The following is a 22,679-nucleotide window of genomic DNA, read 5'->3' as shown; positions in this document are numbered from 1 at the left end:
AACGCGGAGGGCGTGTCGGAGGCGTACGCCCCGGTGAACTCGGCCGGGTCCGGCTCCCCCTGGTCCGGCTTGGGCCTCCCCAGGGACGGCGGGACGGGCGCGTGCGGTTCGTCCGGTTTCGTGGTCCCGTTCAGCGCGACGAAGTTCACCGGCACCCGCCGGCCGCGCATCCACTCCCAGTGCCAGCCCCTGCCCGAAAACCCCTGTTTGTTCCTTGGTTTCGGATGTGAGCGGCCTCCTCACAGCCGTATGAAGACCACCCCGGCGCTGAAACCGCTGGCCAAGCCGATGAGGGCGACGGTGTCGCCCGGTTGGACGCGGTCGCTGTCGAGGGCGGTGACCAGTTGCAGGGGAAGGGAGGCGGAGGCGGCATTGCCGTGCTCGACCACGCTGGGCAGGCAGCGGTCGGGGGGCAGGCAGAGCGTTTCGATGACTTCCAGGTACTGCGGGTACGTCGTCTGGTGAAAGGCGATGAAGGCGCTGCGGCGAGCGGTTTCGGCCTCCGGCCCGAGGCGGTCGCCGACCAGTGACAGCGTGCCGAGGGCGGCGTCGCGGAGCAGGTCGCCGTGGAGGTGGACGTACAGGTGCTCGGGATCGGTCGTGCGGGGGTGCATGGTGCCGCCCGCGTTCACGGTGCAGGCGCGCCACGTGCCGGAGTCGGCGAAGAACGCGGTGGCGAGCACACCGGGTCCGTCGTCGGCCGCGGGGGCCGAGGTGAGCAGGAGGGCGGCGCCCGCGTCGGACAGGGTGTACCCGAGCAGGGCCCGGAGGAACGTCGTGCGGTCGGGGACGTTCCAGCGGGCGTACAGGGTGGGGGCCTCGCCACAGGCGATCAGGACCGTCCGGTACCGGCCGAGTTCGATGAATGCGGAGGCGATCTCGATGCCGTTGAGGACGCTGTTGCAGGCGTTCTTCACGTCGAAGACCGGGCACGCGGCGCCGAGTTTGGAGGCGACGACGTGCGCGGTGGCGGGTTCGACGAGGTCCTGGCAGCAGGAGGCGAACAGCAACAGGTCCACATCGCCGATGGCCGCTCCCGCGGCGTGGAGGGCCTTGTCGGCGGCGGCCACGGCGAGATCGGACGCCTGCTCTTGCCCGGCCTTCTCGTGGACGCCGCGTACGCCGGTGAGGTCCTCCAGCAGACCGACGGGCGGTGTGAAGGCGCTGCCCGCCGCGGCGATGCGGGCCCGCGCCTCGCCCATGGTGCGGTACCGGGAAGGGAGGTGAACAGCGGTGGCCAGCAGTCGGGCACGCGTGAGGGATTGCACCCCGTCACCGTACGAACGGGAGGGAGAAAACCAATGCATCATCTCATTTTTCGCTTGAACGAAGTAAGTACGGCATTGATGTACGGATAGATGGCTGTGCTCCCTTTGGGAAGGATGTCTGGGGATCCGGACTCGCAAGGGGGCTGCCGGGATGGGGAAGAGGGACCGGCGGATCGCCGTGATCGGCGTCGGCTGCCGTCTGCCGGGAGGACTGGCGAACCTGGCCGAGCTGTGGGAAGCCCTAATGCTGGGACGGGACTTGATCGGCGAGATGCCGGAGGACCGCTTGCCCGTGGCACGTTGGGTGGACCCCGGGCCCCAGCGGGCGGGCCGGAGTTACACGGCGGCAGGCGGCTTCCTTCCCGACATCGCCGGGTTCGACGCCGGGTACTTCGGCATCGCCCCGGTCGAGGCGGCGTGCATGGATCCCCAGCAGCGCCTGTTCCTGGAGTTGGCGGTCGAGGCACTGGACGACGCGGGCATCCCGGCCCGGTCGCCGGCCGGGACGCCCGCCTCGGTCTTCGTCGGCGTGTCCGACAACGGCTACGCCCGGCTCCAGTCCCGTCTCAGGAACGCCGTGACCCCCTACAACGTGAGCGGGGGCGCCCTGTCGGTCGTCGCCAACCGCCTCTCGCACCGCCTGGACCTGCGCGGCCCGAGCATGGTGATCGACACCGCCTGCTCCTCCGCCCTGGTGGCCCTGGACCGCGCCTGCCGCCACCTGTCGGACGGGACGGAGGGTACGGACGGCGCGGACGGCGCGGCCAGCAAGCATGGCAAGGAGGGCACGGGCCGCATCGCCATCGCCGGTGGCGTCAACATCCTGGTGGCCCCCGACGGCTTCGTCGGCTTCTCCGCCGCCGGGATGCTGTCGCGGCGCGGCCGGTGCGCCGCGTTCTCCGCCGAGGCGGACGGCTTCGTACGGGCCGAGGGCGGCGGCGTCGTCGTCCTCAAACGGCTGGCCGACGCCGTCGCCGACGGCGACCGGATCCACGCGGTGATCGCCGGCACCGGAAGCAACTGCGACGGCCGCACCATGGGCCTGGCGCTGCCCAGTTCCCGAGCCCAGGAGGCGCTGCTGCGCGAGGTGTACGAGCAAAGTGGCGTGGCCCCCGACGACCTGGTCTACTTCGAGGCGCACGGCACCGGCACCCTCGTCGGAGACCCGGCCGAGGCCGGCGCCGTCGGCCGCGCCCTGGGACGGCTCCGCCGCGACGGGCCCCTGCCGATCGGCTCGGTCAAGTCGAACCTGGGCCACCTGGAACCCGCTTCCGGCATGGCGGGACTGTTCAAGGCGCTGCTCGTGCTGAAGCACGGCACGGCCCCGAAGTCCCTGCACGCGCACCCCCTCAATCCCGACATCGACTTCGACGGCCTGGGCCTTGCGCCGACCGTCGAACCCGTCGCCCTCGCCCTGCACGCCCGAGCGGCCGTAGGCGTCAACTCCTTCGGTTTCGGCGGTGCCAACGCCCACGCCGTGCTCACCCTGCCGCCCGCGCCCCCTCCCGCCGAGCCGGTCGCCGGGCCCGCGAGGCGGCTTCCGGTCACGGTCTCGGCCGGCTCCGCCAAGGCGCTGAGGGAAGCGGCGGCCCGGATGGCCGCACGGATCAGGGAGAGCGGCCCCGAGGACTTCTACGACCTGGCCCACACCGCCACCCGCCGCCGCACACTCCATCCGCACCGCGCCGTCGTCCTGGCCGACAACGCCCAGGAGGCGGCCGGGGAACTGGACCGGCTCCTGGCCGGGGAACCGGCCGCGGGAGCCACCGGGCGCGTGCCGGAACGGACCGGTGTGGTGTACGTGTTCTCCGGCAACGGCTCCCAGTGGCCCGGCATGGCCGCCGACCTGTTGGCCTCCGACCCCGTGTTCCGCACGGCCGTCGAGGAGACGGACGCCGCCCTCGCCGGGCAGCTGGGCTGGTCGGTGGCGAGCGAGCTCACCTGCCCCGACGCGTCCCGGTGGGACCGTACGGAGGTCGTGCAGCCGCTGCTGTTCACCGTCCAGCGGGGGCTGGCGGCCGTCCTCGCCGCGCACGGCCTGGCCCCGCGGGCGGTCCTCGGGCACAGCGTCGGCGAGGTGGCCGCCGCCCACGCGGCCGGGGTGCTCAGCCTGGAACAGGCCGCCCTGGTCATCGCGGAGCGGGGCCGCGCGCAGGCCCCGACCGCGGGACGCGGCCGGATGGCGGCCGTCGGGCTTCCCGAGGAAGCGGCCCGCGAAGAGCTGGCCCGCCACGGGGGCGCCCTCGAACTGGCCGGCATCAACAGCGACCGCGACGTCACGGTCGCGGGATACCCCGAAGCGCTGGCCGCGCTGGGCGCCGAACTGACCGCCCGGGGCGTCTACTTCAGCGACCTCGGCCTCGACTACGCGTTCCACAGCCGTGCCATGGACCCCGTGGCCGACCCCCTGTGCTCGGCCCTGGCCGGGCTGGCCCCCGCCGCCGGACACATCCCCTTCTTCTCCGCCGTCACCGGAACGCTCCTCCCCGGCGAGGAACTGACCGCCGAGTACTGGTGGCGCAACGTCCGCGAACCGGTCCGCTTCGCCGAGGCGACCGCCCACGCCCTGCGGCACGGGGCGGGCATCCTCGTCGAGATCGGCCCGCACCCCGTCCTGTGCCCCTACCTGCGCCGCACGGAAGCCGTCCGCGTGCCCACCCTCCACCGCGGCGCAGACGGGCCGAGGGCCGTCGCCGCCGCCGTCGCCGCCCTCGTCGCGGCCGGCGCGGACGTCGACTGGCCCGTCCACTTCCCGCGCCCCGGCCGGGTGGTCGACCTGCCGTCGTACCCCTGGCAGCGCCAACGGCACTGGAACGGCACGCCGGCCGACTGGATCCGCAGCAGCGGCACGGGCCGCTGTGACCACCCCCTCCTCGGGGAACGGCTGCCGGGCCCGCACCGGTTGTGGGAGAACACCATCGAACCCCAGCTGGTGCCCTGGCTCGGCGACCACCGCCTCGACAAGGCCGTGGTGGTGCCCGCGGCCGGATACGTCGACATGGCCCTGGCGGCCGGGCGGCGGAGCCTGGAGGGCCCGGCGGAGGTACGGCACCTGGAGATCACGCGGCCGTTGGCCGTCCCCTGGCCGGACCCCGGTGACATGCGCGTGCAGACGACGGTGTCGTGCGACGACGGAGCCCTGGTCATCGGCACCAGCGAGGGCGGCGGCCGTGAATGCCATCCGGTGGTCCGGGCCCGGGTGCGCGCCCTGCTCGGCCGGCCCCCGGCAGCCACCGCGCCGGAGGAGGTGAGGTCCCGCTGCCCGGAGACGACCGACGCCGACACCCACTACGCGGCCTGCCGGGCCGCGGGAATCGCCTACGGGCCGGCGTTCCGGCTGCTGCGCGAACTGTGCGTCGGGAACGGGGAGACGCTCGCCTCGTACCGGTACGAGGGCCCGGACGACGACTACGAGGTGTTCCCCCGGTGCTGGACGCCGCCTTCCAGGCCGGTGCCCCGCTGCTGCGGGACCGCGCCACGACGGGAGCCCCCTACCTGCCGTGCGGTCTTTCGGGCATCCGCGTGTGGCGGGCACCCGGCCCGTCCGGTCTCGTCCACGTACGCGAGCGCGGCGCGGTCGAGCCCGAGGTGTGCTGGGACATCACGGTCATGGACGAGGACGGCACGGTCGCCGTGGAGGTCGAACGGTTCCGCCTGCGCCGGATGCCGGACGGCCGTACGCCGTTGAGCGTGCAGCGGACGGTCCTGCGGGCCGCCCCCCGGGCCCACGACGGCGACGACGCACCTCATCTGCCCCCAGCCGTCGACATCGTCGCGGCGACGGCTCCCCGGGCCGAGACTCTGGCCGCCGTCTGGCGGGAGGCCGGCCACGACCGGGCCGTCAGGGAACGCCGCGACATCATCGCCCGCTGCTCCACGGCCGTCCTCGCGGGCTTCCTGGCGGACCCCGCCGATCCGTTCACCGTGCCGGACCTGGTCGAAGCGGGACTGCTGCCCCAGCACCGCCGGCTCGTCAGGACCACCCTCCCGCTCCTCGAAGAACAGGGGCTCGCACGCTCCCACCCCGACGGGCGGTGGCAACTGCTGACCGCACCCGGCCCCCTTGCCGAACCCCTGCGGGAACTCCTCGCCGGCCACCCCGCCGGCAGCGTCGAGAACGGGCTCGTCGCCCGCCACCTGCACCACATGCCCGGCATCCTGCGCGGGACCGACGACCCCGTGGAGCTCCTGTCCTCCGACACGGTCCGCTTCCGGCAGTTCTACGAACTCGGCGCGCACTCCCGGTTCACCAACGTCCTGACCCGCATCCTCCTGGAGGAGATCGTCCGGCTCCGGCCGGCCGGCCGCCCGCTGCGGATCCTGGAGATCGGCGCCGGGACCGGCGGACTCACCGCCACCGTGCTCCCCGTGCTCCCGGCCGACCGCACCCACTACACCTTCACGGATGTCTCGACGTCCTTCCTGACCCCCGCCGAACACCGGTTCACCGACTACGACTTCGTCGAGTACCGCACCTTCGACCTCAACGCCCCCGCCGCAGAGCAGGGCCTGCCCGAGAACGCCTTCGACGTCGTCCTGGCCGCCAACGCCCTGCACACCGCGGCGGACCTGGCCACCGCCCTGCACCATGTCAGGCGGTTGCTCGCGCCGGACGGCCGGCTGCTCGCCGCGGAGGCGCACGACACGCTCATGCTCGCCACGGTCTTCGGAACCCTCGACACTTTCTGGAACCGCTCCGACCGCGAACTGCGCCCGGACTGCGTGTTGCTGGACCGCGAGCAGTGGCCGCCCTTGCTCCGGCGATGCGGGTTCACCGATGTCGCCCGGGCCGGGGGCGAGGAAGGCCCGTGGCACAGCGCCTTCTCCGTCCTCGTCGCAGCCGCCGACGGCCGGACGGCCGTGCCTCCCGCCCTGCCGGAACCGGCGCCCGACACCGTCTGGACGATCGCCGCCGAGGACCCGTCCGAGGAGCAGCCGGCCCGCGACCTGGCGGCGCTCCTCGGAGACGCCACCGTCACCACGCTCGACGCGGTCGGGGACGTGCTTCCGCGGAACGCCCATACGGCCGTCACGGTGCTGCTGTTCGCCGAACCCGAGGAGGACCCCGAACGCGTCGTCGCGCGCACCACACGCCGCGCGGCCGCGCTGCGGTCCCTCGTCGCGGCCCGGGACCGGCTCCCCGGTGCCACACAGACCAGGACGTGGCTCGTCACGCGCCCCACCGGGCTGCTGCCCGCTCCCGAACGGCCCGCCCATCCGGGCGACGCGCCCGTCTGGGGAGCGGCCCGGGTCCTCGCCAACGAGCGGCCCGACCTGAACATCCGCCGGATCAGCCTCGATCGCGGCGACGACGCGTCCGCCGACGCCCTGCGCCTGGCCCACGAGCTGCTCGGCCCCGACGACGAGGACGAGATCGTCCTCACCCGTGAGGGCCGCTTCGTCCCCCGGGAAACCGAACACCCCGCGAGCGAGCCGCCCACACCCGACCGGCCGGCTCCCGCTCCCGACTCCGCACCCCTTGACCCTCCTTCTGCCGCTTCCGCCTCCGGCCCGACGGACGGCTTCGTTCTGTCGGTGCGCGATCCGGGGCTGTCCTACCGGTTCGTCTGGACCCGGCACCCCCTGCCGCGTCCCGGGCCAGGGCAGGTCACGGTCGCCGTCGAGGCCGTGGGCCTCAACTACCGTGACACCTTGCAGGCCAACGGCCTGCTGCCCTCCGAGGTCGTCGAAGGCACCCCCTCGGAACACGGACTGGGGCTGGAATGCTCGGGCACCGTCACCGCGACGGGGCCCGGTGTCACCACGTGGGCGCCGGGCGACAGGGTTTTCGGTCTCTGCGCTTCGGCGCTCGCCTCGCACGTCGTCGTCGACGCCCGGGCTCTCATGCGCATTCCGGACGGCATGGGGTTCACCGATGCGGCGACCCTGCCCGTCGTCTTCGGTACCGTCCACTACAGCCTCTCCCACCTGGCCCGTCTCGCCCCCGGGGAGACCGTGCTGGTCCACGGCGGCGCCGGCGGGATCGGCCTGGCCACCCTGCAGTACGCCCGCCTCACCGGCGCCGAGGTCATCGCCACGGCGGGCAGCGAGGCCAAGCGCGACCTGGTGGCGGCCCTCGGCGCCGACCACGTCCTCGACTCCCGCACCCTGGACTTCGTCCCCCGTGTCAGGGAGCTGACGGGCGGCCGCGGTGTCGACGTGGTCGTCAACTCGCTCAGCGGCCAGGCCATCGCCCACAGCCTGGAACTCCTGCGCCCGGGCGGCCGCTTCATCGAACTGGGCAAACGCGACATGCTGGAGGACAAGCACCTCCCCCAGCGCCCCTTCCTCCGCAACCTCGCCTACTTCGGCGTGGATCTCGCCGGCCTCACCGCCGACCCCCGGTCCTCGCGACCCCACGTCGCCGAGATCGCACGGAGGATCCGTGCGGGCGACTACCGGCCGCTGCCCCACGTCGCCTACCCCGCCGCCCGCGTCCACGAGGCGTTCCGGCTCCTCCAGCACTCCCGGCACACCGGAAAGGTCGTCGTCCGCTTCGACCCCTCGGACGAGCCCGTGCCCGTCCGCCCCACCCTCGTTCCCCCCGCCCTGGACCCGGAAGGCACCTACCTCGTCACCGGCGGACTCGGCGGATTCGGCGCGGCGACGGCCGCGTGGCTCACGGACCTCGGCGCCCGCCACCTCGCCCTCGTCAGCCGCCGCGGCGAGACCGCGCCCGAAGCGGCAGCGGTCCTCGACCGGCTGGCACGTCGCGGCGCCACCGCCACCCCGTACGCCGCCGACGTCACCGACGAAGCGGCCGTGCGGGAAGTGATCGCCGCGGTGGACGCCACGGGCCACCCCCTGCGCGGGGTGGCCCACTGCGCCATGCACCTGGACGACGCCGCCTTCACCGACCTCACCGACGAACGGTTCGCCGCGGTCCTATCGGTCAAGGCGGCCGGCGCCGCCGTCCTGCACCAGCTGACCGCCGACCGGGAACTCGACCTCTTCCTCCTCCACTCGTCGATGTCCGCACGCGTGGGGAACCCGCACCAGGCCGCCTACGCCGCCGGCAACAGCTACCTGGAGGCCCTCGCCCGCGCCCGCCGGCACACGGGACGTCCCGCCGCGGCCGTCGCCTGGGGAGCCATCGCCGAAACCGGCTACGTGGCCCGCAACGACCTGCACGAGACCCTGGCCGCGGTGGGCATGGAACCCGTGGCACCCGGCCTCGCGCTCCAGGCCGCGTCAAACGCCCTCGCGGCCGGCATGGACGTGGCCGGCATCAGCACGTTCACCTGGTCCCGGGCGCGCCGCGTGCTGCCCACCCTGTCGGCCCCGCGGTTCTCCCTGGTCATGCCCGCCCACGCGGACGTCCTGGACGACCGGCGCGAAGAGACCCTCCGCGCGCTGGCCGGCATGCCACCCGACGAAGCCGTCCGCGCCATCACCGACCTCCTGGGCCACCAGCTCGCCGCCATCCTGCGCACCGACCCCGCCGAGCTCACCCCCGACCGGCAATTGACCGAGGTGGGCATCGACTCCCTCATGGTCGCCGAATTCCTCGTACGCTCCCGCGAGTACTTCGACATCCACCTCACACCCGCCGAACTCCTCAACAGCGGCGGCACGCTCACGCATATCGCCCGGCTCGTCCACCAGCGTCTGACCGCGCGCGGCGGATGAACCACGCGCCGGCCATCCGGCTCGGTTACGCGGACGCTGCTGCGGCAGCGGTCGCGGCCACCGGACTCGAAGACGCTGGGACTCGCCCCCTCACCCGCTCAACGCCCGCCCTCTGACGGCTTCAAGGAAGGCGGACCAGGCGGGGGCCGGGAGGGCGAGGTGCGGCCCGGAGGGCCGTTTGCTGTCGCGGACGGGGACGGCGCCGTCGGCGCGGCGTGCTACTTCGACGCATTCTTGGGCGTCTTCGTTGCTGTAACTGGACTTACGCCACTTGGTGTTGGGTATTCGCGGCGCACCTCTCATGAATAGCGCTCCTTCAGCTCTTTTTCGACCAGACGGTATGAGTCATACGGCGAGAGCGCCGTCGCCATCAGAAGCTCGAAAGACTGTTGCGCCCGGGCTACGTCCTTCGGGTCGCTGAGCAAATAGCCCCTGGGGACCCCGTCCACGTGCGCCACGTCGGCGCCCTCATCGAAGCACAACAGACCGAACGGTGAGCAGCACCCGTGGTAGACGCCCTGCGCCTCCGGCAGGATTTGCAAGACATGCGGTGGTGTGGCCTCCAGCTCCAGAAGCCTCTCAAGCTGCCCCCGCATGACATCCGGCCCTCCGATCATCCGGCGCAACACCGAATGTTCGAGGATGATCCACAGCTGCGGCGGGTGGTCACGCGTGAGGATTCGCTGTCGCTCCATGCGCGCAGCGACAAGCTCCTCGGGGTTCCGACTCCGGCCAGTCGCCATGATCGCCCGAGCGTATTCCTCCGTCTGCATGATCCCCGGGACGAGAGTGAGATGGAACCGCTTGATGACCGCCGCGACTCCTTCCAGGCGCACGTACTGCCGGAAGGCTTCCGGGAATTCGCATCTGAGCACGAAGGCCGCGAGGCGCGAGAAGCGCCCGTGCGCGTCCGGGAACAGCCGGTCACATGCCTCGCCGAACTCCGGCGACGGAACCCGGTCCCCCGATTCGATCTTCGCGACGAGCGAGTACCCGCAGAACGCCTCCTTGCCCAAGTCGTGCCGAGAGATCCCCAACCGATCCCGCTCCAGGCGTACTTCCTCACCGAAGTGCTCCAGCGGAGTGTTCGGCCCCTCACCCTCATCCGTGTGCACGTCAACCCCCTAGATCGGTGGACGATCAAGCACGTCCAAGCCACCCGTCTGTTCAGCGCACAAGCGCAAGGCGACTCTAGAGGCACGGACAGTGAACACCGAGAGGTTTCCCCCCATGGCCTGTACCCCCGAACACGCTCGCGAAATCTACGCACCCCTGATCGGCGAACTCGTGTGGGACGCCGCCCGGAAACGCGTCGGCGAGGTCATGGACCACCGGTGGTCGCTGTACCAACTCCGGCCGCCGGGAGGCGGGATCGAGTGGCACGCGATGCCGGAGAGCATCCGGTCGCTGCCGGCGGCCGCGCGGGCGCGCTACGGGGGGAAGCGATGACGGCGCCCGCCCACCCCGCCGGGGCGGGGCAGGCGTACAGCGCGCGCTGTGCGGAGTGTGCGCGCATCAAGGCCGCGTACTACGCGGCGTCGCAGGCGGGCGACCGCAAGACGGCCGTCGCGCTGACGGTCGAGATGGGCCGCCACCAGAGGGCGACACACGCGTGAGGGAACCGACGCCGGCCGCCAACTGCCGCCACCCTGCGGCCGGTTGGACGGATTCCGGGCACGCGATCGTCTGCACCGCGTGCGGGGTGCGCCGTTTCCCGGACTACGCGGCCCTGTGGTGGCCGGCCCGGGAGTACCGGGCGGCGGGCCCGTACCGGCCCCGGGGCGGCCCCCGGGCCCAGGTCGCGACGCCGGGCGCGATCCCGGCCCGGGGTGAGACCGACCGGAAGATGGATCACTTGAGGCGGCGCGTCGTGGGCCACTGACCCCAGCGGTAGTGAACAGCGTCGTGGCAGACCAGCATGCGGAGAGTGACGAGTGCCGCGGCCAGGGTGGAGGTAGAACGCGACGACGACGCTGTTCTGCTCGGTGCGGCGTCGTAGCGGGCATCAACGGCAACCGGCGTCGGGGGACATCGGTACAGCGGTTGGCGCCGAGAACAGTCACGGTCAGGGCGTGAGCGTGCTGACGCGGTTCTCGTACTCGCGGCGGGCCGTGCGCCGGGCCGGGAAAGCCGGGGCGCCCTGGCCGCCGTCGAGCGGTCGGCAGAGGGCGAGGAGCCGGCGGTGCACGGCGGGGGCGGCGGTGACGCGCCGGTACAGCCCTGGCCCCGCCGTACGACGTGCCGGGCCTGTCGAGGGTGACCGGCACCTCCGCGGCCTGGGCGTCGTCGGAGCCGACGGGGTGCTCGGGCAGGAGGTCCGTGACGGCCGTGCGGATGACGCCCCGGCCGACGCCGTGGTCGCGGGGAGGGTGGCGAGCGGTGCGGGCCGAGACGCTGGGTACCCGCCATCCGACCCGTCGGCCGGTCCGGTCGGCGGATGGGCCAGAAGGAGGAAACGGGACCTAGGTCCTGCGTGAAGTGATCTCGAACGGATATCCGTACGTCACCGGTCGTCCGCGCGGAGCGACCGGCGGGCAGCCTCGGTGGAACCCCCACCGGGCCCCTACAGCACACTTACAGCAAAGGACGCACACCGTGGGCATCATCGCCTGGATTCTCATCGGCCTCATCGCGGGCGCCATCGCCAAGGCACTCACGCCGGGCAAGGACCCGGGTGGCTGCCTCGTCACGATGCTCATCGGCATCGTCGGCGGTCTGCTCGGCGGCTGGCTCGGCAAGGTGATCTTCGGCGTGCACTCCATCAACGGCTTCTTCCACCTCTCGACGTGGATCGCCGCGGTCGTCGGCTCGGTGATCGTGCTCCTGCTGTACCGCCTCTTCACCGGGCAGCGGTCGCGCTGAATCAGGGGTGCCGTCAACGAACGGCGAACCAGGTGACAAGTAGCCGAGGGTGATGCACTGGTCAACACCGGTCTCGTGCCGGGCGGCGGCCGTCACCCACCACCGCACCGCCCCCGCCGGGGCGGTGCGGTGACCCGCTGCGCGCGCCTGGCGGTCGTTGACGGTGAGCTTGTCGGGCGTCCCGAAGGGGACGCCTTAAACGGTGTTCGCGACAATGTGCTGTTCGATCACCGTGTACAGGCCGGCGCGCTTCCGACGCCCATGCCCTTGCCGAGGTAGTAGGCGGCCGGGCCGGCCACCACGGCCGGCCGAAGGCGACACGGGTCGTCCGGCATGTCAGGGGATCCGGGCCTCGATGTGGGCGAGTTGGGCGGCGAGTATCTCCTCGAACGCGGCGGGGCGGTCTGCGCCGAGGGGGCGGATGTCGCGGGCGAAGTGGGCCAGGGCGGGGAAGCGTTCGGGGTCGGCGCCGAGCACGGCGACGCGGAACTGCTCCATGGCCTGTTCGTACTCCTTGGGCGTGATGGTGCTGATGCCGGCCTCGGAGGCGATCAGCGCGGCGAGGAGGATCACGATGCGGTGGTAGCGCGCCGGGATCTCCTCGTCGGGCAGGCCGGACGCGCGCAGGGCCTGCAGCAGTTCCTCCATGACCAGTCGGGATCCGGTGCCGCCGGACGCGTAGCGTCCCCACACTGTGGCGAGTTGGGGTTGCTCGCCGAATGCCTCGCGAAGGCGTAGGGCGAGGGCGGTGATGCGCTGCTTCCAGTCGCCGTCGGGGCGGTAGCCGTCCATGGCGGCCAGCAGAATCCGGTCGGCGACCGCGCGCAGCAGTTCGGTCTTGTTGCGGAAGTGCCGGTAGAGGCTGGAGGAGTCGGTCCCGAGCGCCGCGGCGAGTTTGCGCACGCTGAACGACTCGGCGTCGCCCGTGCGCAGCAGTTCCGCCGCCGTGTCCAGGATCTCCTCGGTCGACCATCGCCGTCGGCCAGTCATCTCGCCCCTCTCGTCCGGACTCAGCCTAACTCATGCACTTGGTGATGCACGCACCGCGTGCATAATGAGGGCGATGCACTGTCCGGCCACAACGACACACCCGGCATCCGGCCGGGAGGGGAGAGGGACGCATGAGTGAGACCACTGCCGCGATACGGCCGCCGGAGCCGAACTTCTCGGCGATCACGGCCGAGGAACTGCGCGCCTACCGCGACGCGGAGAACCGCCGGCGGGCCTCCGGCGCGGCGCGGGCGATCCTCGGAGAGCCGGACGCCGGCGCCGCGATCGGCTGGCGGCAGGTGGCACTGCCCGGCCGCGACCTACCGGTCCGGGTCTACCGGCCGGCGCCGACGGGAGACGGTGAAGCCGCAGCCCGAACCGGTCTGCCACTCGTGGTCCATGTCCATGGAGGCGGCTTCGTGGGCACGGCGGCGCAGTGCGACTGGACCAACAGCCGCCTCGCCGTGGGACTGCCCGCCCTCGTCGTCTCGGTCGAGCACCGCCTCCTCGCCCCCGGCAGCCCGCTCGCCAACGCCGCCGACGACGGCTGGGACGTACTCCGGCACGTGCTGCGGCACGCCGCGCAGTGGGGTGTCGACCCTGCGCGCGCGGCCGTCTTCGGGGAGAGCTGCGGCGCGCTGATCAGCGCGCTGACGGCCATCCGGGCCAGGGAAGCCGGCCTGGAGATCAAGGCGCAGGTGCTGGTCAACTCCGTGGTCGACGCGACCGGGACGATGTTCGACCATCCCTCGATCGCCGAGTACGCGTACAGCCCGACCCGGGCCCTGCCGCAACTGCGGCTCATCCAGCGGCTCGCCGTGCCGCCGGGAGCCGACGCCGGCCCGGTCTCGCCGCTGTACGCGGACGACCTGAGCCGGCTCGCCCCGGCGCTCGTGGTGGTGCCCACCCGGGACGCGGTCGCCGACCACGGCCGCCGCTACGCCGAGCGGCTGCGCGCGGCGGGGACCCCCGTGCGGCTCACCGAATACCCGGGAGCACAGCACGCGTTCCTCACCCTGCCCGGCATGGAACCACAGGCCGAAGCCGCCCGGGCGGAGATCCTCGCGTTCCTCCGCGCGGCCCTGGCGAAGTGACGGAGGAGAAACAATGCTTTCCACTCTTGGACCTGACGGCCCGGCGGTCTCCCGACTCGGCCTCGGCTGCATGAGCATGACCGGCATCTACGGCCCCACTGACCCGCCCGAGTCCTCGGCCACCCTGCTGGAGGCCCTCGATTCGGGCGTCACCATGTTCGACACCGGCGACTTCTACGGCGACGGAGCGAACGAGGAGCTCCTCGGCAAGACCCTCGCACCGCACCGCGACCGCGTCGTGCTGGCCACCAAGGCCGGAGTCCGCCGCACCGCCGAAGGTCTGGTCCCCGCCGGCTCACCACGCGATCTGCGGCGGGCCTGCGAAGCCTCGCTGCGCCGGCTGCGCACCGATCACATCGACCTGTACTACCTCGCCCGCGTCGACCCCGCCGTCCCCGTCGAGGAGTCCGTCGGTGCCCTGGCCGACCTGGTCGCCCAGGGCAAGGCAGGCCACATCGGCCTGTCCGAAGTCTCGGCCGCCACCCTCCGCCGCGCCCACGCCGTCCACCCGATCAGCGCCGTCCAGACCGAGTACTCGCTGTGGGAACGCCATGTCGAACACGACATCCTGCCCACGATCCGCGGCCTCGGCGCCACCCTGATCGCCTACAGCCCTCTCGGCCGCGGCCTGCTCACCGGGGCCGTCCGCGCCACGACGCGCTACGAACCCGGCGACTTCCGCGCCACCGCCCCCCGCTACAACGGCGACGCCCTCAAGGCCAACCTGGCCATCGTCGACGCCATCACCCACCTCGCCGCCACCAAGAACGCCACCCCCGCGCAGGTCGCCCTCGCCTGGCTCCTCACCCGCGGCAACGACGTCATCCCCATCCCCGGCAGCTCCCGCCGCCCCCATCTGCGCGACAACCTGGCCGCCCTCGACCTGCGCCTGACCGCCGCCGACCTCGCCGCCATCGACGCCGCCGTCCCCGACACCGGGGCCCAAGGGGCCCGATACGGCGACCACGGCATCGCCATGATCGACCAATGAAGAGAGAAGCGCCCCGATGACGAAACCACCCCGTGCGCGATCACCGCTCGGAACGACGTCGCGGGCCTTGCGCTCACCGTCCTCGCGACGATCGCCACGTACGACGACCACGGGCACCACCCGCCTGCCGGCCGGCCCCATCCTGTCGCGTAGTCGCTGACCACACTCACCTTCACCGGCCCCTGAAGGACAGGAGCAGCCATGTTCGACGACCTTGACCTCTCAACGTTGGCCCGTCGCCCCGGAGTGAAGTGGAGCCGGGCCGAGCCGGGTGTGCTGCCGGCATGGATCGCGGAGATGGACTTCCCGCCGGCCCCCGCCGTGCGGGAGGCCCTCATGCGGTGTGTGCGGGAGGACCTGGGATACCCCTCGTGGGACGGGCGCCCCGAGCGGATCCCCCTGCGGGCCGCCTTCGCCGAGCGCATGCGCGAACGCCACGGCTGGGTGCTCGACCCCGGCCACGTCCGGGAGTTCACCGACATCAACCAGGGGCTCCAGGCCGTCCTGCGCGTCGCCACGCGCCCCGGCGACGGCGTCGCCCTGCACACTCCGGCGTACCCGCCCTTCCTGGAAACGGTGAAGGGCATGGAGCGGCGCCCGCACCCCGTCCCGTACGTCCTTCAGGACGAAGGCTGGGTCTTCGACACCGAACGGCTCGACCGGGAGCTGGCCGACGGCGGCTGCCGAGTGCTGCTGCTGGTGAACCCGCACAACCCGACCGGGCGTGTGCTGCGCCGCCAGGAACTGGAGACGGTCGCCGAACTGGCCCGGCGCCACGACCTGCTGGTCGTATCCGACGAGATCCATTCCGACCTCGTGCACAGCCCGCACCGGCACATCCCCTTCGCCTCCCTGTCGTCCGAGACGGCCGCCCGGACGGTGACCCTGACCTCCGCGACCAAGGCGTTCAACGTGCCGGGGGTGCGCTGCGCCGTCGCCCACGTCGGCCCGGCCGACGTGCGCGCGGCCCTGGCGGGCCCGACCCACCTGTACGGCGAGCCCAACACCTTCGGCGTGGCAGCCACCTTGGCGGCCTGGCGGGACGGTGACTCCTGGCTGTCACAGCTGCGGGCGGTCCTGGGCCGGAACGCCGCGCTGGTGCGTGAGGAGCTGCCGTGCGGCATCGGCTACCGCGTCCCGGAGGCCGGCTTTCTCGCCTGGCTGGACTGTCGCGCCCTCGACCTCCCCACCGACCCGCACACGTTCTTTCTGGAGAAGGCCCGTGTCCTGCTGAATGACGGCCGGACCTTCGGTCCCGGCGGCGAGGGCTTCGTCAGGCTCAACTTCGGTACGTCACCGGGCCTCCTGCGGGACATCCTGGGCCGTATGCGCGAGGCCACGGCCTGACCGCGCCCTCCGGGCGAACCGGTCGCGGACGCCCACGCGAGGCCGTGCCCTGCAGGGAGCTCGAGCACATCCGCGAGAGGGGCCGGCAGCCCTCGCCCGCCGGAGAAGACCGCGGTGGCCTGGATACGGGGGTTCAGCAGTAGATCTCCACGTGGTTGGCCACGTTGACTCCGTCCAGGCTCCGGGCCTGCCAGCGGTTCACCGTGTCCGTGGAGCCGTTGTTGTAGAAGATCTTGAAGGGGTTGCCGTGGGCCTCGGCCCACTTGAACTTGTCATTGAGGGTGTGGTAGCCGCACCCTTCGAAGACCCACACCTTGCCCGCGTAGACCCCCTGCGCAAACCAGATGCAGGCCCTACCGGATGTGCAGGTGTCATACACTCCGTCCGCCGCGGCGGAGCCGGTGCCGGCGAGCACACCGGTGGCGGCGAGGGTGAGCGCGGCGGCAGCGCTCGCGACGGTCTTTCTGTTGATCCTGAACATCCTTATCACGACCCTTCGTTGGTTTCCATGCCACGCTAAGCAGGCGGTCGGATGTCTCACAAGGGACACTTCGAGCCATAAGAGTCGGGGTGGGCCCCACCCGCCGTGCCGGGAGGAGAACGCCGGACACCGTGTGACGGCGCCGCCTCGCGGTCGAGGCACACCGCCGGGCCACCCGGCCGTCCCGGGTGGACCCGGGCATCACGCCAGTGAGGGAGCGGCAGACCGCGGCACTGCGGGAGCCGTCCCGCCGCGCGTTCCCCGAACCGCCCGCAGTGCCGGATGACGCCCGGCCACGGTCAAGTAGCGCCGCGCGCAGGGGTGTTGCCCGACGGGACGTCGAGGCACGAGAGCGCGGGCGAGGGGGCCGCTCACCCCGGAGAAGTGGGGGCGCCGATCAGGACGGGTGTCTCGGCATCGATCCCGCCGGTGACGGTGAAGTCGCCCCCCAGCCACCGCAGATGGCCGTCCTGGAAGACGTACACGAGCAGGCCGAAGCCGGCGCCGAGACTGAGGGTGTTCATCACGAGCGCCTTGACGGCCAGCAGGGGACTGCGTGTCAGGGCCATCACCAGGGTGGTGGTGACCAGGCCGGTCAGGGCGAGCACCCAGGGCAGGGTGTCCTTGATCGCGTGCCGGACGTCGGCCAGTTGCGCGCCGGGGCCGCCGAGCAGCACGCGGCCAGGGGCGGGGAGCCCCCGCAGGCGGTCGGCCAGACGGGCGTTGGCGAGGAGTAGGGCTCGTGCGCGGTGGTGACGTTCAGCCAGGTGCCGGCGGGGCCGGCGAACAGTGCCGCCTCGGGGGTGTGGGCGTGGCGGCGGAGGCCGGGGCCGCGGGGTCGGCCGTGGTCGGGTGACCGTGGTCGTAGCCGCCGGTGGCGGTGTCCACCCGCAGCACGCCGTCGACGGCGGACAGGCGGCGCGCGTAGTCGGCCAGGCGGGCGGCCGCGGAGCCGCCGGGCGGGCTGTCCGCCGGGCTCCCGGGCGGCTTGAGGCGGAGTTCGGGCAGCACGACGGTGGTGGCCGCGACGCTGCCGCGGACGTCGAAGTCCCGGCGCAGCTCCTGGGTCGCCTGAGCGGCCGGGGCGGACGGCGGGAGCACACGGTCGTCGAAGGTGCCGAACCGGGCGCCGAGGAACGGCAGGGCCAGCACGGACAGCAGAAGTGTGACCGGCGCGCCGACGCCCTCGCCGGGCTCGGCGTCCACGTCGTCACCGGCGACCTGGCCACCGGCGCCGGGATCGAGGAGGCGGTCCAGGGCGCCGAGCGCGTCGTCCACTTGGCCGCCACGCTGTTCAGCCGCACCGCGGCGGGCTTCGACGACGTCAACCACGGCGGCACCCGCCGCCTGAGCGCCGCGCTCGCCGCCCTGCCCCGACCGCCCCGGCTCGTACTGTGCTCCTCACTGGCCGCCGCCGGACCCGCCGGTCCCTCCGGCCGCCCGTCGGGCCCGATCTCCCACTACGGGCGCAGCAAACACGCCGGCGAGGCCGCCGTCCGGGCCCACGCCCCCCGGCTGCCCGCCGTGATCCTGCGCCCCGGCATCGTCTACGGTCCCGGCGACCCCGCGCTGGTGCCCGCCCTGCTGCCCATGCTGCGGGTGGGCCTGGCTCTCAAGGCGGGTCTCGGCCCCCGCGTCTACAGCGCCGTCCACGTCGACGACCTGTGCGGCGCGCTGCTGGCCGCCGCCGAACGCGGCACCGTCGTCGGCTCCGGCGACCGCGATGCCGGCCCCGACGCCGAGGCCGATGCCGATGCCGAGGCCGGTCCCGCCCCCGCCCCCGCCCCTGACGCCGGCGTCTACGTCATCAGCGACGGCGCCCGGTACACCTGGCGCGACATCTGTTCCACGCTGGCGGAGGCGGCCCGGCTGCCACACCCCGTCCTGCTCCCGGTGCCGATGCCCTTGGTCCATGCCGTGGCCGCCGTCTCCGAACTCCTCGTCCGCGACCGCGTACCGGCCCTCAACCGGGACAAGGCCCGGGAGATGAGCCACGGCGACTGGACCTGCGGCCTCGGGAGCGGCCTCGAAAGGAGCCGGCGCGAGCTCGGCTTCAGCCCGGCCCTGTCCCTCCGGGACGCCTTCACCGCGCCCGCGCTCCGCCTCGGACACGAGCTCGGGTAGTCCCGCGCCGCCGCCGGCCGGTCGGCCCGGTCGGAGCGGCCGGTCGGAGGGGCCGGCTCCGGCCGCTCACCCGGCCGGATGGCACCATTGGGCACCCGTTTCGTCCCGTACGTCCGGTGGTACCCCTGCCGCAACCCCGGGGGCGGGTCCCCGGAGGAGGCGGAGGTGAGCGGGATGACCGAGAGCACGGTGGTGGCGGAGGCCCAAGCGGAGGGCGCGGCGCCGCGCGGGACCGCTTCGACGGCGGTGACGCTGGCGACACAGATCTGCCGGTTCGACGACGTCCTGGGCGCGGCGGCGGCCGACCGGCTGCTGGAGGAGGGGTGCCACGCGCTGATGGACGAGGTCAGAGGCCGGGGGGCAGGGGCGGAGGCGATGGTTCCGCCGACGTGGCGGTGCGCGGACCAGGCCGCCCGGTTCCCGGCGCTCACCGCCGTGGTGACGCGGCTGGCGCCGATGGTGATGACGATGCTGGGGGTGCCGGTGGTGGACCCCAGGGTGTCGTTCGGGTTCACGATGCACAACGAACTGCCGCCCGACGCGCGGCGGCAGGAACCGCCCGTACGCGACAGCGCGGGCGGGGGCCGGGACTCTGGCTGGGACTCGGGCGCGGGCGTGGGTGCGGCATCAGGACCAAGCTCAGGAGCCGGATCCGGCTCCGAATCCGGATCAGGCTCCTGCGACCCGTACCGCATCTCGTTCATCTACCACCTGCACCGCAGGCCACGTGGGTTCACCGGCGGTCAGACGCGGATCTACGACACGACGGTCCGCGAGGGGCACCCGGGCATCGCGGAGTCGTTCCGGGACGTCCAGCCCGACCACGACTCGCTCGTCTTCTTCCCGTCCGACGCCTGGTACCAGGTGCGTCCGGTCGCCTCGCCGTCGGCGAAGCTGCTCGACAGCCGGTTCGCCTTCCACGGCCGGCTCGGCGCCGGTCCCCGGTGAACGGGGAGGCCGGCCCGTGACCGCCGCGACACCCGCCACACCCGCGCGTCTGACCGTCGGCACCGCCGTCCACGACGACTACGACGGCGCGTACTCCACGCTCCTCTCCCTCCGCCTCCACCACCCCGAGACCGCCGGCCGCGTGGACCTGCTCGTCGTGGACGGCGATCCGGACGGCCCGGCCGGCGCGGACCTGCGGGCGCTCGCGGACACGGTCCCGGGCCTGCGCCACGTGCCCGCCGGGCACCTGCGCGGCAGCGCCCTGCGGGACCTCGTCGTCCGCGAGGCCCGGACGGAGTGGGTGCTGGCGGTGGACCCGCACGTCCTCCTCGTACCCGGCGCGCTCGCCGGCCTCCTCGCATACGCGGACGCGCACCCGCACTCCCGCGACCTGCTGCACGGGCCGCTGCTCGGCGACGACTTGAGGACCGTACGGACGCATCTCGACCCGGTGTTCCGGGGTGCGGCGTTCGGGGTGCGGGGGTGCGACCCGCGCGGGACGGATCCGGGGGCGCCGCCGTTCGAGATCGGCATGCAGGACCTCGGGCTGTTCGCCTGCCGTACGGAGGTCTGGCCGGGGCTCAATCCGCGGCTGCGGGGGCGGGCGCTGAAGTGGGGTCGCTGCACAAGCGGTTCCGGGCGGCGGGGGCGCGGGCGCTGTGCCTGCCGTTCCTGCGCTGGACGCGGCGGCCCGGCCGGCCGCCCGGCACGGCCGTTCCCGTGGAGACCGCCGACCGCTGTCGCGACCACCTCCTCGCCTGGGAGGAGGCGGGCCTGGCCGTCGAGCCCGTCGTCGACCACTACCGGGAAGCGTGCGGTGACGTCGTCGACGCCTGGTGGGCCGAGCACGCCGCCGAACGCGCGCACCCGCTGGACGAGTTCGACGCCCTGGTATGCGTCAGCGCCGACGCCGACGCGCACCGCTGGGTGGCCGCCCACCGCCGCTTCCGGCGGCTGGGCATCGCCGGGCGCGTACGCCGGCTCCCGGCACCCGTCGTCCCCGGCGAACCGGCGGCCGGCCACGCCCTCGCCCACCGGACGGCGATCGCCCAGGCGCGGCAGCGCGGGCTGCGGCACGTGCTCGTCTTCGAGGACGACGTCGTCTTCTGCCACGACGCGACGAGCGTGCTCCGGGCGCACGTCGCGGAACTGGCCGACCGGCGCTGGACCGTCTGCCGGTTCGGCGGCTCGGCGGTCGCGTACCACGCGCGCGCCTTCGACCGGCTGCTGGACGAACTCCCTGGCGGCCAGGCGGAGATGCGTGCGTGGGCCGGGAGCCACGGCGGCCTGGAGCAGTTCTGCTCGCGGCGCTTCGCCGACACGCTCGTCCAGGTCTCCCCCGCGGTGACGACACGCGAACCGGCCGACCCGGAGGCGCTGTCGGGGGCTGCACGGGGGTGATGCCGGGGGCGTCAGGGGGCGCGGTGCGGGGGACGGTGTCGGGGGTGTCAGGGACGGCGTCGAAGTCGTCAGGGGCGGCGTCGGGGGGCAGGAGCGTATCGGGGGTGGAGTGACGTGAGGTGAGCCGACGGGAGCGCCGTGCCGCGCCGCGCCGTCACAGGCGGTGGCCCGGCGTGCCGGTCGGTCTGCCGGCGGCCGGACCACCTCGTGGACCGTTCGGCGTCTACCAGAACCAACGGAGCGCCGGCTTGTTCCTGAAGACGCGCTGGACAGCTGCGATCATGGCCGTTCACCTCCTTTCCACTTCCTCATCGACGTCAGGACGCTGTGGTGCGGTGAAGCACGGCCGTCGTGCGGTGCAGGACGAAGGGCCGTGGTACGGCGGCGTCCGTCACCACCGGATGGACGGCACTCGGCGGGACGCTCAGGCGCGCGCCCTCACCGATGCGGTCCACCGCCGTACCGACCATGCTGTGCGCGACCGCCGCGGCGGCACACGCGAACGGGCCCGCGCTGAACGGCAGGTACGGGCCGCAGGCGTCCGGCCGCGACCACCGGTCGGGGTCGAAAACCCGGGGCCCGGTCCAGCGGCGCTCGTCGTGGTGGAGCAGGTACGGGCTCACGGAGAGGATCGTTCCGGCGGGGAAGCGGATGCCGCCGTAGTCCAGTGGCCGCGGCACACGGCGGCCGACCATCCAGACCATCGGACGGTACCGGGCGGCCTCGCGCACGAGCCGGTCCGTCGGCCAGGGCCAGGGCCGCGACGCGCCTCCCGGTGCGTGGAGGCAGGCCAGCAGCAGGGACCACGCGAGCGCGTATCCGACGTTGCGCACGACGGACTGGTGGATCAGCCGGTACAGGTCGGCCACCGCCCGGTCGGTGCGGTCGTCGGGGCAGGCGAGCAGGACCGTGTCGAGGAGATCGCGTGGCCGCCGGGGACCGGTCTCCCGCCGGCGTTCCCTCACGTGGGCCAGCGTCGCCTTGACCAGTCCGGCCCGCACCACCTCCGCCCGCGCCCGCTGCCACACGCGGGGTTGCCGGACGAGGACCCCGCCGTGGACGGCCCGGTGCATCAGCCGCCGCAGCGGAGGCGCGGCGTCCGGATGCAGCAGCAGATCCGCCGCGGCGCGGAAGACCAGGTCGGGACCGGTGACGGGCCAGGGGCTCGCGACGGGCAGCCGGGCCACGGCGTCCTCCATGCGGACGCGGAAGGCGGGCTCGTACGCGCGCAGCGCCTGGCGGACCTCGCGGCCGAGGACGACCTGTGCCGAGCGGGTCGGCAGGAGGTCACCGAAGAAGGGCGAGCGGCCGGTGTTGAAGACGGGATCGTTCAGGACGCCGAGCGCCAGCTCTGTGTCCTTCACGCACCAGCCGCCCCACGGGAGCGGGAAGATCCCCGCGGCGCTCCGGCGGGCGAGATCTTCGAGGAATCCGTGCGGATCACGTGTGAACCGGCGCATGTACCCGTCGCCACCCATCAGCCCACCTCCCCGTCGCTCGTCCCGGCCGTGAACCGACCACTCATCGGCCCCGAAGCGGCTCCG

At 73.1% G+C, this 22,679-nt stretch carries 19 protein-coding genes and 1 pseudogene; 12 read left to right on the top strand and 8 right to left on the bottom strand.

All coding sequences use genetic code 11. The features are described from left to right. Positions 1 to 239: 239 nt before the first annotated feature. Complete coding sequence (locus tag ACQEVS_RS27825) at positions 240 to 1,268, bottom strand: 3-oxoacyl-ACP synthase III family protein (RefSeq protein WP_433024664.1); 1,029 nt, start codon at positions 1,266 to 1,268, stop codon at positions 240 to 242. Positions 1,269 to 1,419: 151 nt separating this feature from the next. On the opposite strand from ACQEVS_RS27825, the pseudogene ACQEVS_RS27820 reads away from it, so the two are divergent. Together ACQEVS_RS27820 and ACQEVS_RS27815 are read left to right on the top strand one after the other, a co-directional pair. After that, positions 1,420 to 4,593, top strand: a pseudogene (locus tag ACQEVS_RS27820) (type I polyketide synthase); the annotation flags it as partial. A 101-nt stretch (positions 4,594 to 4,694) separates the two neighbouring features. Then, the gene (locus ACQEVS_RS27815) at positions 4,695 to 8,897 is read left to right on the top strand and encodes an SDR family NAD(P)-dependent oxidoreductase (RefSeq protein ID WP_433024662.1); all 4,203 of its coding nucleotides are present in this window, start codon (positions 4,695 to 4,697) and stop codon (positions 8,895 to 8,897) included. Positions 8,898 to 8,987: 90 nt separating this feature from the next. On the opposite strand, the gene ACQEVS_RS27810 is transcribed toward ACQEVS_RS27815, so the two are convergent. Both ACQEVS_RS27810 and ACQEVS_RS27805 read right to left on the bottom strand, forming a co-directional pair. Beyond that, on the bottom strand, positions 8,988 to 9,200 hold the full coding sequence (locus tag ACQEVS_RS27810; protein ID WP_433024660.1) for a DUF397 domain-containing protein: 213 nt from the start codon (positions 9,198 to 9,200) through the stop codon (positions 8,988 to 8,990). Beyond that, the gene (locus tag ACQEVS_RS27805; RefSeq protein ID WP_433024658.1) at positions 9,197 to 10,012 is read right to left on the bottom strand and encodes a helix-turn-helix domain-containing protein; all 816 of its coding nucleotides are present in this window, start codon (positions 10,010 to 10,012) and stop codon (positions 9,197 to 9,199) included. Before ACQEVS_RS27805 ends, ACQEVS_RS27810 begins: the two co-directional genes overlap by 4 nt. 115 nt (positions 10,013 to 10,127) lie before the next feature. Between ACQEVS_RS27805 and ACQEVS_RS27800 the strand changes: the two genes are divergently transcribed. The 4 genes from ACQEVS_RS27800 (at position 10,128) to ACQEVS_RS27785 (ending at position 11,759) form a co-directional block, all read left to right on the top strand. Continuing rightward, positions 10,128 to 10,346, top strand: a complete 219-nt coding sequence (locus tag ACQEVS_RS27800; RefSeq protein ID WP_433024656.1) for a hypothetical protein — start codon at positions 10,128 to 10,130, stop codon at positions 10,344 to 10,346. Further along, on the top strand, positions 10,343 to 10,513 hold the full coding sequence (locus tag ACQEVS_RS27795) for a hypothetical protein (protein WP_433024654.1): 171 nt from the start codon (positions 10,343 to 10,345) through the stop codon (positions 10,511 to 10,513). Before ACQEVS_RS27800 ends, ACQEVS_RS27795 begins: the two co-directional genes overlap by 4 nt. Beyond that, entirely contained in the window at positions 10,510 to 10,779 is a 270-nt protein-coding gene (locus tag ACQEVS_RS27790; RefSeq protein ID WP_433024652.1) for a DUF6255 family natural product biosynthesis protein, read from the top strand. Before ACQEVS_RS27795 ends, ACQEVS_RS27790 begins: the two co-directional genes overlap by 4 nt. Before the next feature lie 713 nt (positions 10,780 to 11,492). Then, a complete protein-coding gene (locus tag ACQEVS_RS27785) occupies positions 11,493 to 11,759 on the top strand; it encodes a GlsB/YeaQ/YmgE family stress response membrane protein (protein WP_433024650.1) in 267 nt (88 codons plus the stop codon). A 336-nt stretch (positions 11,760 to 12,095) separates the two neighbouring features. Here the strand turns inward: ACQEVS_RS27785 and ACQEVS_RS27780 are convergent, their stop codons facing one another. Further along, complete coding sequence (locus ACQEVS_RS27780; protein ID WP_433024648.1) at positions 12,096 to 12,749, bottom strand: TetR/AcrR family transcriptional regulator; 654 nt, start codon at positions 12,747 to 12,749, stop codon at positions 12,096 to 12,098. Positions 12,750 to 12,880: 131 nt separating this feature from the next. Between ACQEVS_RS27780 and ACQEVS_RS27775 the strand changes: the two genes are divergently transcribed. The 3 genes from ACQEVS_RS27775 to ACQEVS_RS27765 all read left to right on the top strand — a co-directional run bounded on the left by ACQEVS_RS27775 (position 12,881) and on the right by ACQEVS_RS27765 (position 16,181). After that, positions 12,881 to 13,843 (top strand): alpha/beta hydrolase, encoded by a 963-nt coding sequence (locus ACQEVS_RS27775; RefSeq protein WP_433024646.1) that lies wholly within the window; start codon positions 12,881 to 12,883, stop codon positions 13,841 to 13,843. 13 nt (positions 13,844 to 13,856) lie between these two features. Further along, positions 13,857 to 14,834, top strand: coding sequence for an aldo/keto reductase (locus ACQEVS_RS27770; protein WP_433024644.1), 978 nt, complete (start codon positions 13,857 to 13,859; stop codon positions 14,832 to 14,834). A 201-nt stretch (positions 14,835 to 15,035) separates the two neighbouring features. Further along, positions 15,036 to 16,181 carry a MalY/PatB family protein gene (locus tag ACQEVS_RS27765; protein ID WP_433024642.1) on the top strand — a complete coding sequence of 382 codons (1,146 nt, stop codon included), beginning with the start codon at positions 15,036 to 15,038 and terminating at the stop codon, positions 16,179 to 16,181. A 133-nt stretch (positions 16,182 to 16,314) separates the two neighbouring features. Here the strand turns inward: ACQEVS_RS27765 and ACQEVS_RS27760 are convergent, their stop codons facing one another. The 3 genes from ACQEVS_RS27760 to ACQEVS_RS27750 form a co-directional block, all read right to left on the bottom strand. Next, a complete protein-coding gene (locus tag ACQEVS_RS27760; protein ID WP_433024640.1) occupies positions 16,315 to 16,662 on the bottom strand; it encodes a hypothetical protein in 348 nt (115 codons plus the stop codon). Between the two features lie 371 nt (positions 16,663 to 17,033). Continuing rightward, entirely contained in the window at positions 17,034 to 17,366 is a 333-nt protein-coding gene (locus tag ACQEVS_RS27755) for an MMPL family transporter (protein WP_433027962.1), read from the bottom strand. 55 nt (positions 17,367 to 17,421) lie between these two features. After that, positions 17,422 to 17,940, bottom strand: coding sequence for a hypothetical protein (locus ACQEVS_RS27750; protein WP_433028199.1), 519 nt, complete (start codon positions 17,938 to 17,940; stop codon positions 17,422 to 17,424). Here ACQEVS_RS27750 and ACQEVS_RS27745 point away from each other — a divergent pair. The 3 genes from ACQEVS_RS27745 (at position 17,884) to ACQEVS_RS27735 (ending at position 21,135) form a co-directional block, all read left to right on the top strand. After that, the gene (locus ACQEVS_RS27745; protein ID WP_433027959.1) at positions 17,884 to 18,786 is read left to right on the top strand and encodes an NAD-dependent epimerase/dehydratase family protein; all 903 of its coding nucleotides are present in this window, start codon (positions 17,884 to 17,886) and stop codon (positions 18,784 to 18,786) included. The genes ACQEVS_RS27750 and ACQEVS_RS27745 overlap by 57 nt on opposite strands. 174 nt (positions 18,787 to 18,960) lie before the next feature. Then, on the top strand, positions 18,961 to 19,734 hold the full coding sequence (locus ACQEVS_RS27740; RefSeq protein ID WP_433024638.1) for a 2OG-Fe(II) oxygenase: 774 nt from the start codon (positions 18,961 to 18,963) through the stop codon (positions 19,732 to 19,734). 612 nt (positions 19,735 to 20,346) lie between these two features. After that, positions 20,347 to 21,135, top strand: a complete 789-nt coding sequence (locus ACQEVS_RS27735; RefSeq protein WP_433024636.1) for a hypothetical protein — start codon at positions 20,347 to 20,349, stop codon at positions 21,133 to 21,135. Between the two features lie 317 nt (positions 21,136 to 21,452). Here ACQEVS_RS27735 and ACQEVS_RS27730 read toward each other — a convergent pair whose 3' ends face one another. Continuing rightward, positions 21,453 to 22,499 (bottom strand): cytochrome P450, encoded by a 1,047-nt coding sequence (locus ACQEVS_RS27730; protein ID WP_433024634.1) that lies wholly within the window; start codon positions 22,497 to 22,499, stop codon positions 21,453 to 21,455. Between the last annotated feature and the right edge of the window lie 180 nt (positions 22,500 to 22,679).

Origin of the sequence: Streptomyces sp. CA-181903, from assembly GCF_050937075.1 — a bacterium.
GTDB lineage: Bacteria > Actinomycetota > Actinomycetes > Streptomycetales > Streptomycetaceae > Streptomyces.
Note: the sequence above shows the minus strand (reverse complement) of the source record. Positions and strands in the feature narration are given on the sequence as shown.

Excerpts from the sequence above, each read along its gene's own strand:
- ACQEVS_RS27810 (WP_433024660.1), bottom strand. The coding sequence starts at position 9,200 with ATGAGAGGTGCGCCGCGAATACCCAACACCAAGTGGCGTAAGTCCAGT.
- ACQEVS_RS27800 (WP_433024656.1), top strand. The coding sequence starts at position 10,128 with ATGGCCTGTACCCCCGAACACGCTCGCGAAATCTACGCACCCCTGATC.
- ACQEVS_RS27795 (WP_433024654.1), top strand. The coding sequence starts at position 10,343 with ATGACGGCGCCCGCCCACCCCGCCGGGGCGGGGCAGGCGTACAGCGCG.
- ACQEVS_RS27780 (WP_433024648.1), bottom strand. The coding sequence starts at position 12,749 with ATGACTGGCCGACGGCGATGGTCGACCGAGGAGATCCTGGACACGGCG.
- ACQEVS_RS27775 (WP_433024646.1), top strand. The coding sequence starts at position 12,881 with ATGAGTGAGACCACTGCCGCGATACGGCCGCCGGAGCCGAACTTCTCG.
- ACQEVS_RS27770 (WP_433024644.1), top strand. The coding sequence starts at position 13,857 with ATGCTTTCCACTCTTGGACCTGACGGCCCGGCGGTCTCCCGACTCGGC.
- ACQEVS_RS27765 (WP_433024642.1), top strand. The coding sequence starts at position 15,036 with ATGTTCGACGACCTTGACCTCTCAACGTTGGCCCGTCGCCCCGGAGTG.
- ACQEVS_RS27760 (WP_433024640.1), bottom strand. The coding sequence starts at position 16,662 with ATGTTCAGGATCAACAGAAAGACCGTCGCGAGCGCTGCCGCCGCGCTC.
- ACQEVS_RS27740 (WP_433024638.1), top strand. The coding sequence starts at position 18,961 with ATGACCGAGAGCACGGTGGTGGCGGAGGCCCAAGCGGAGGGCGCGGCG.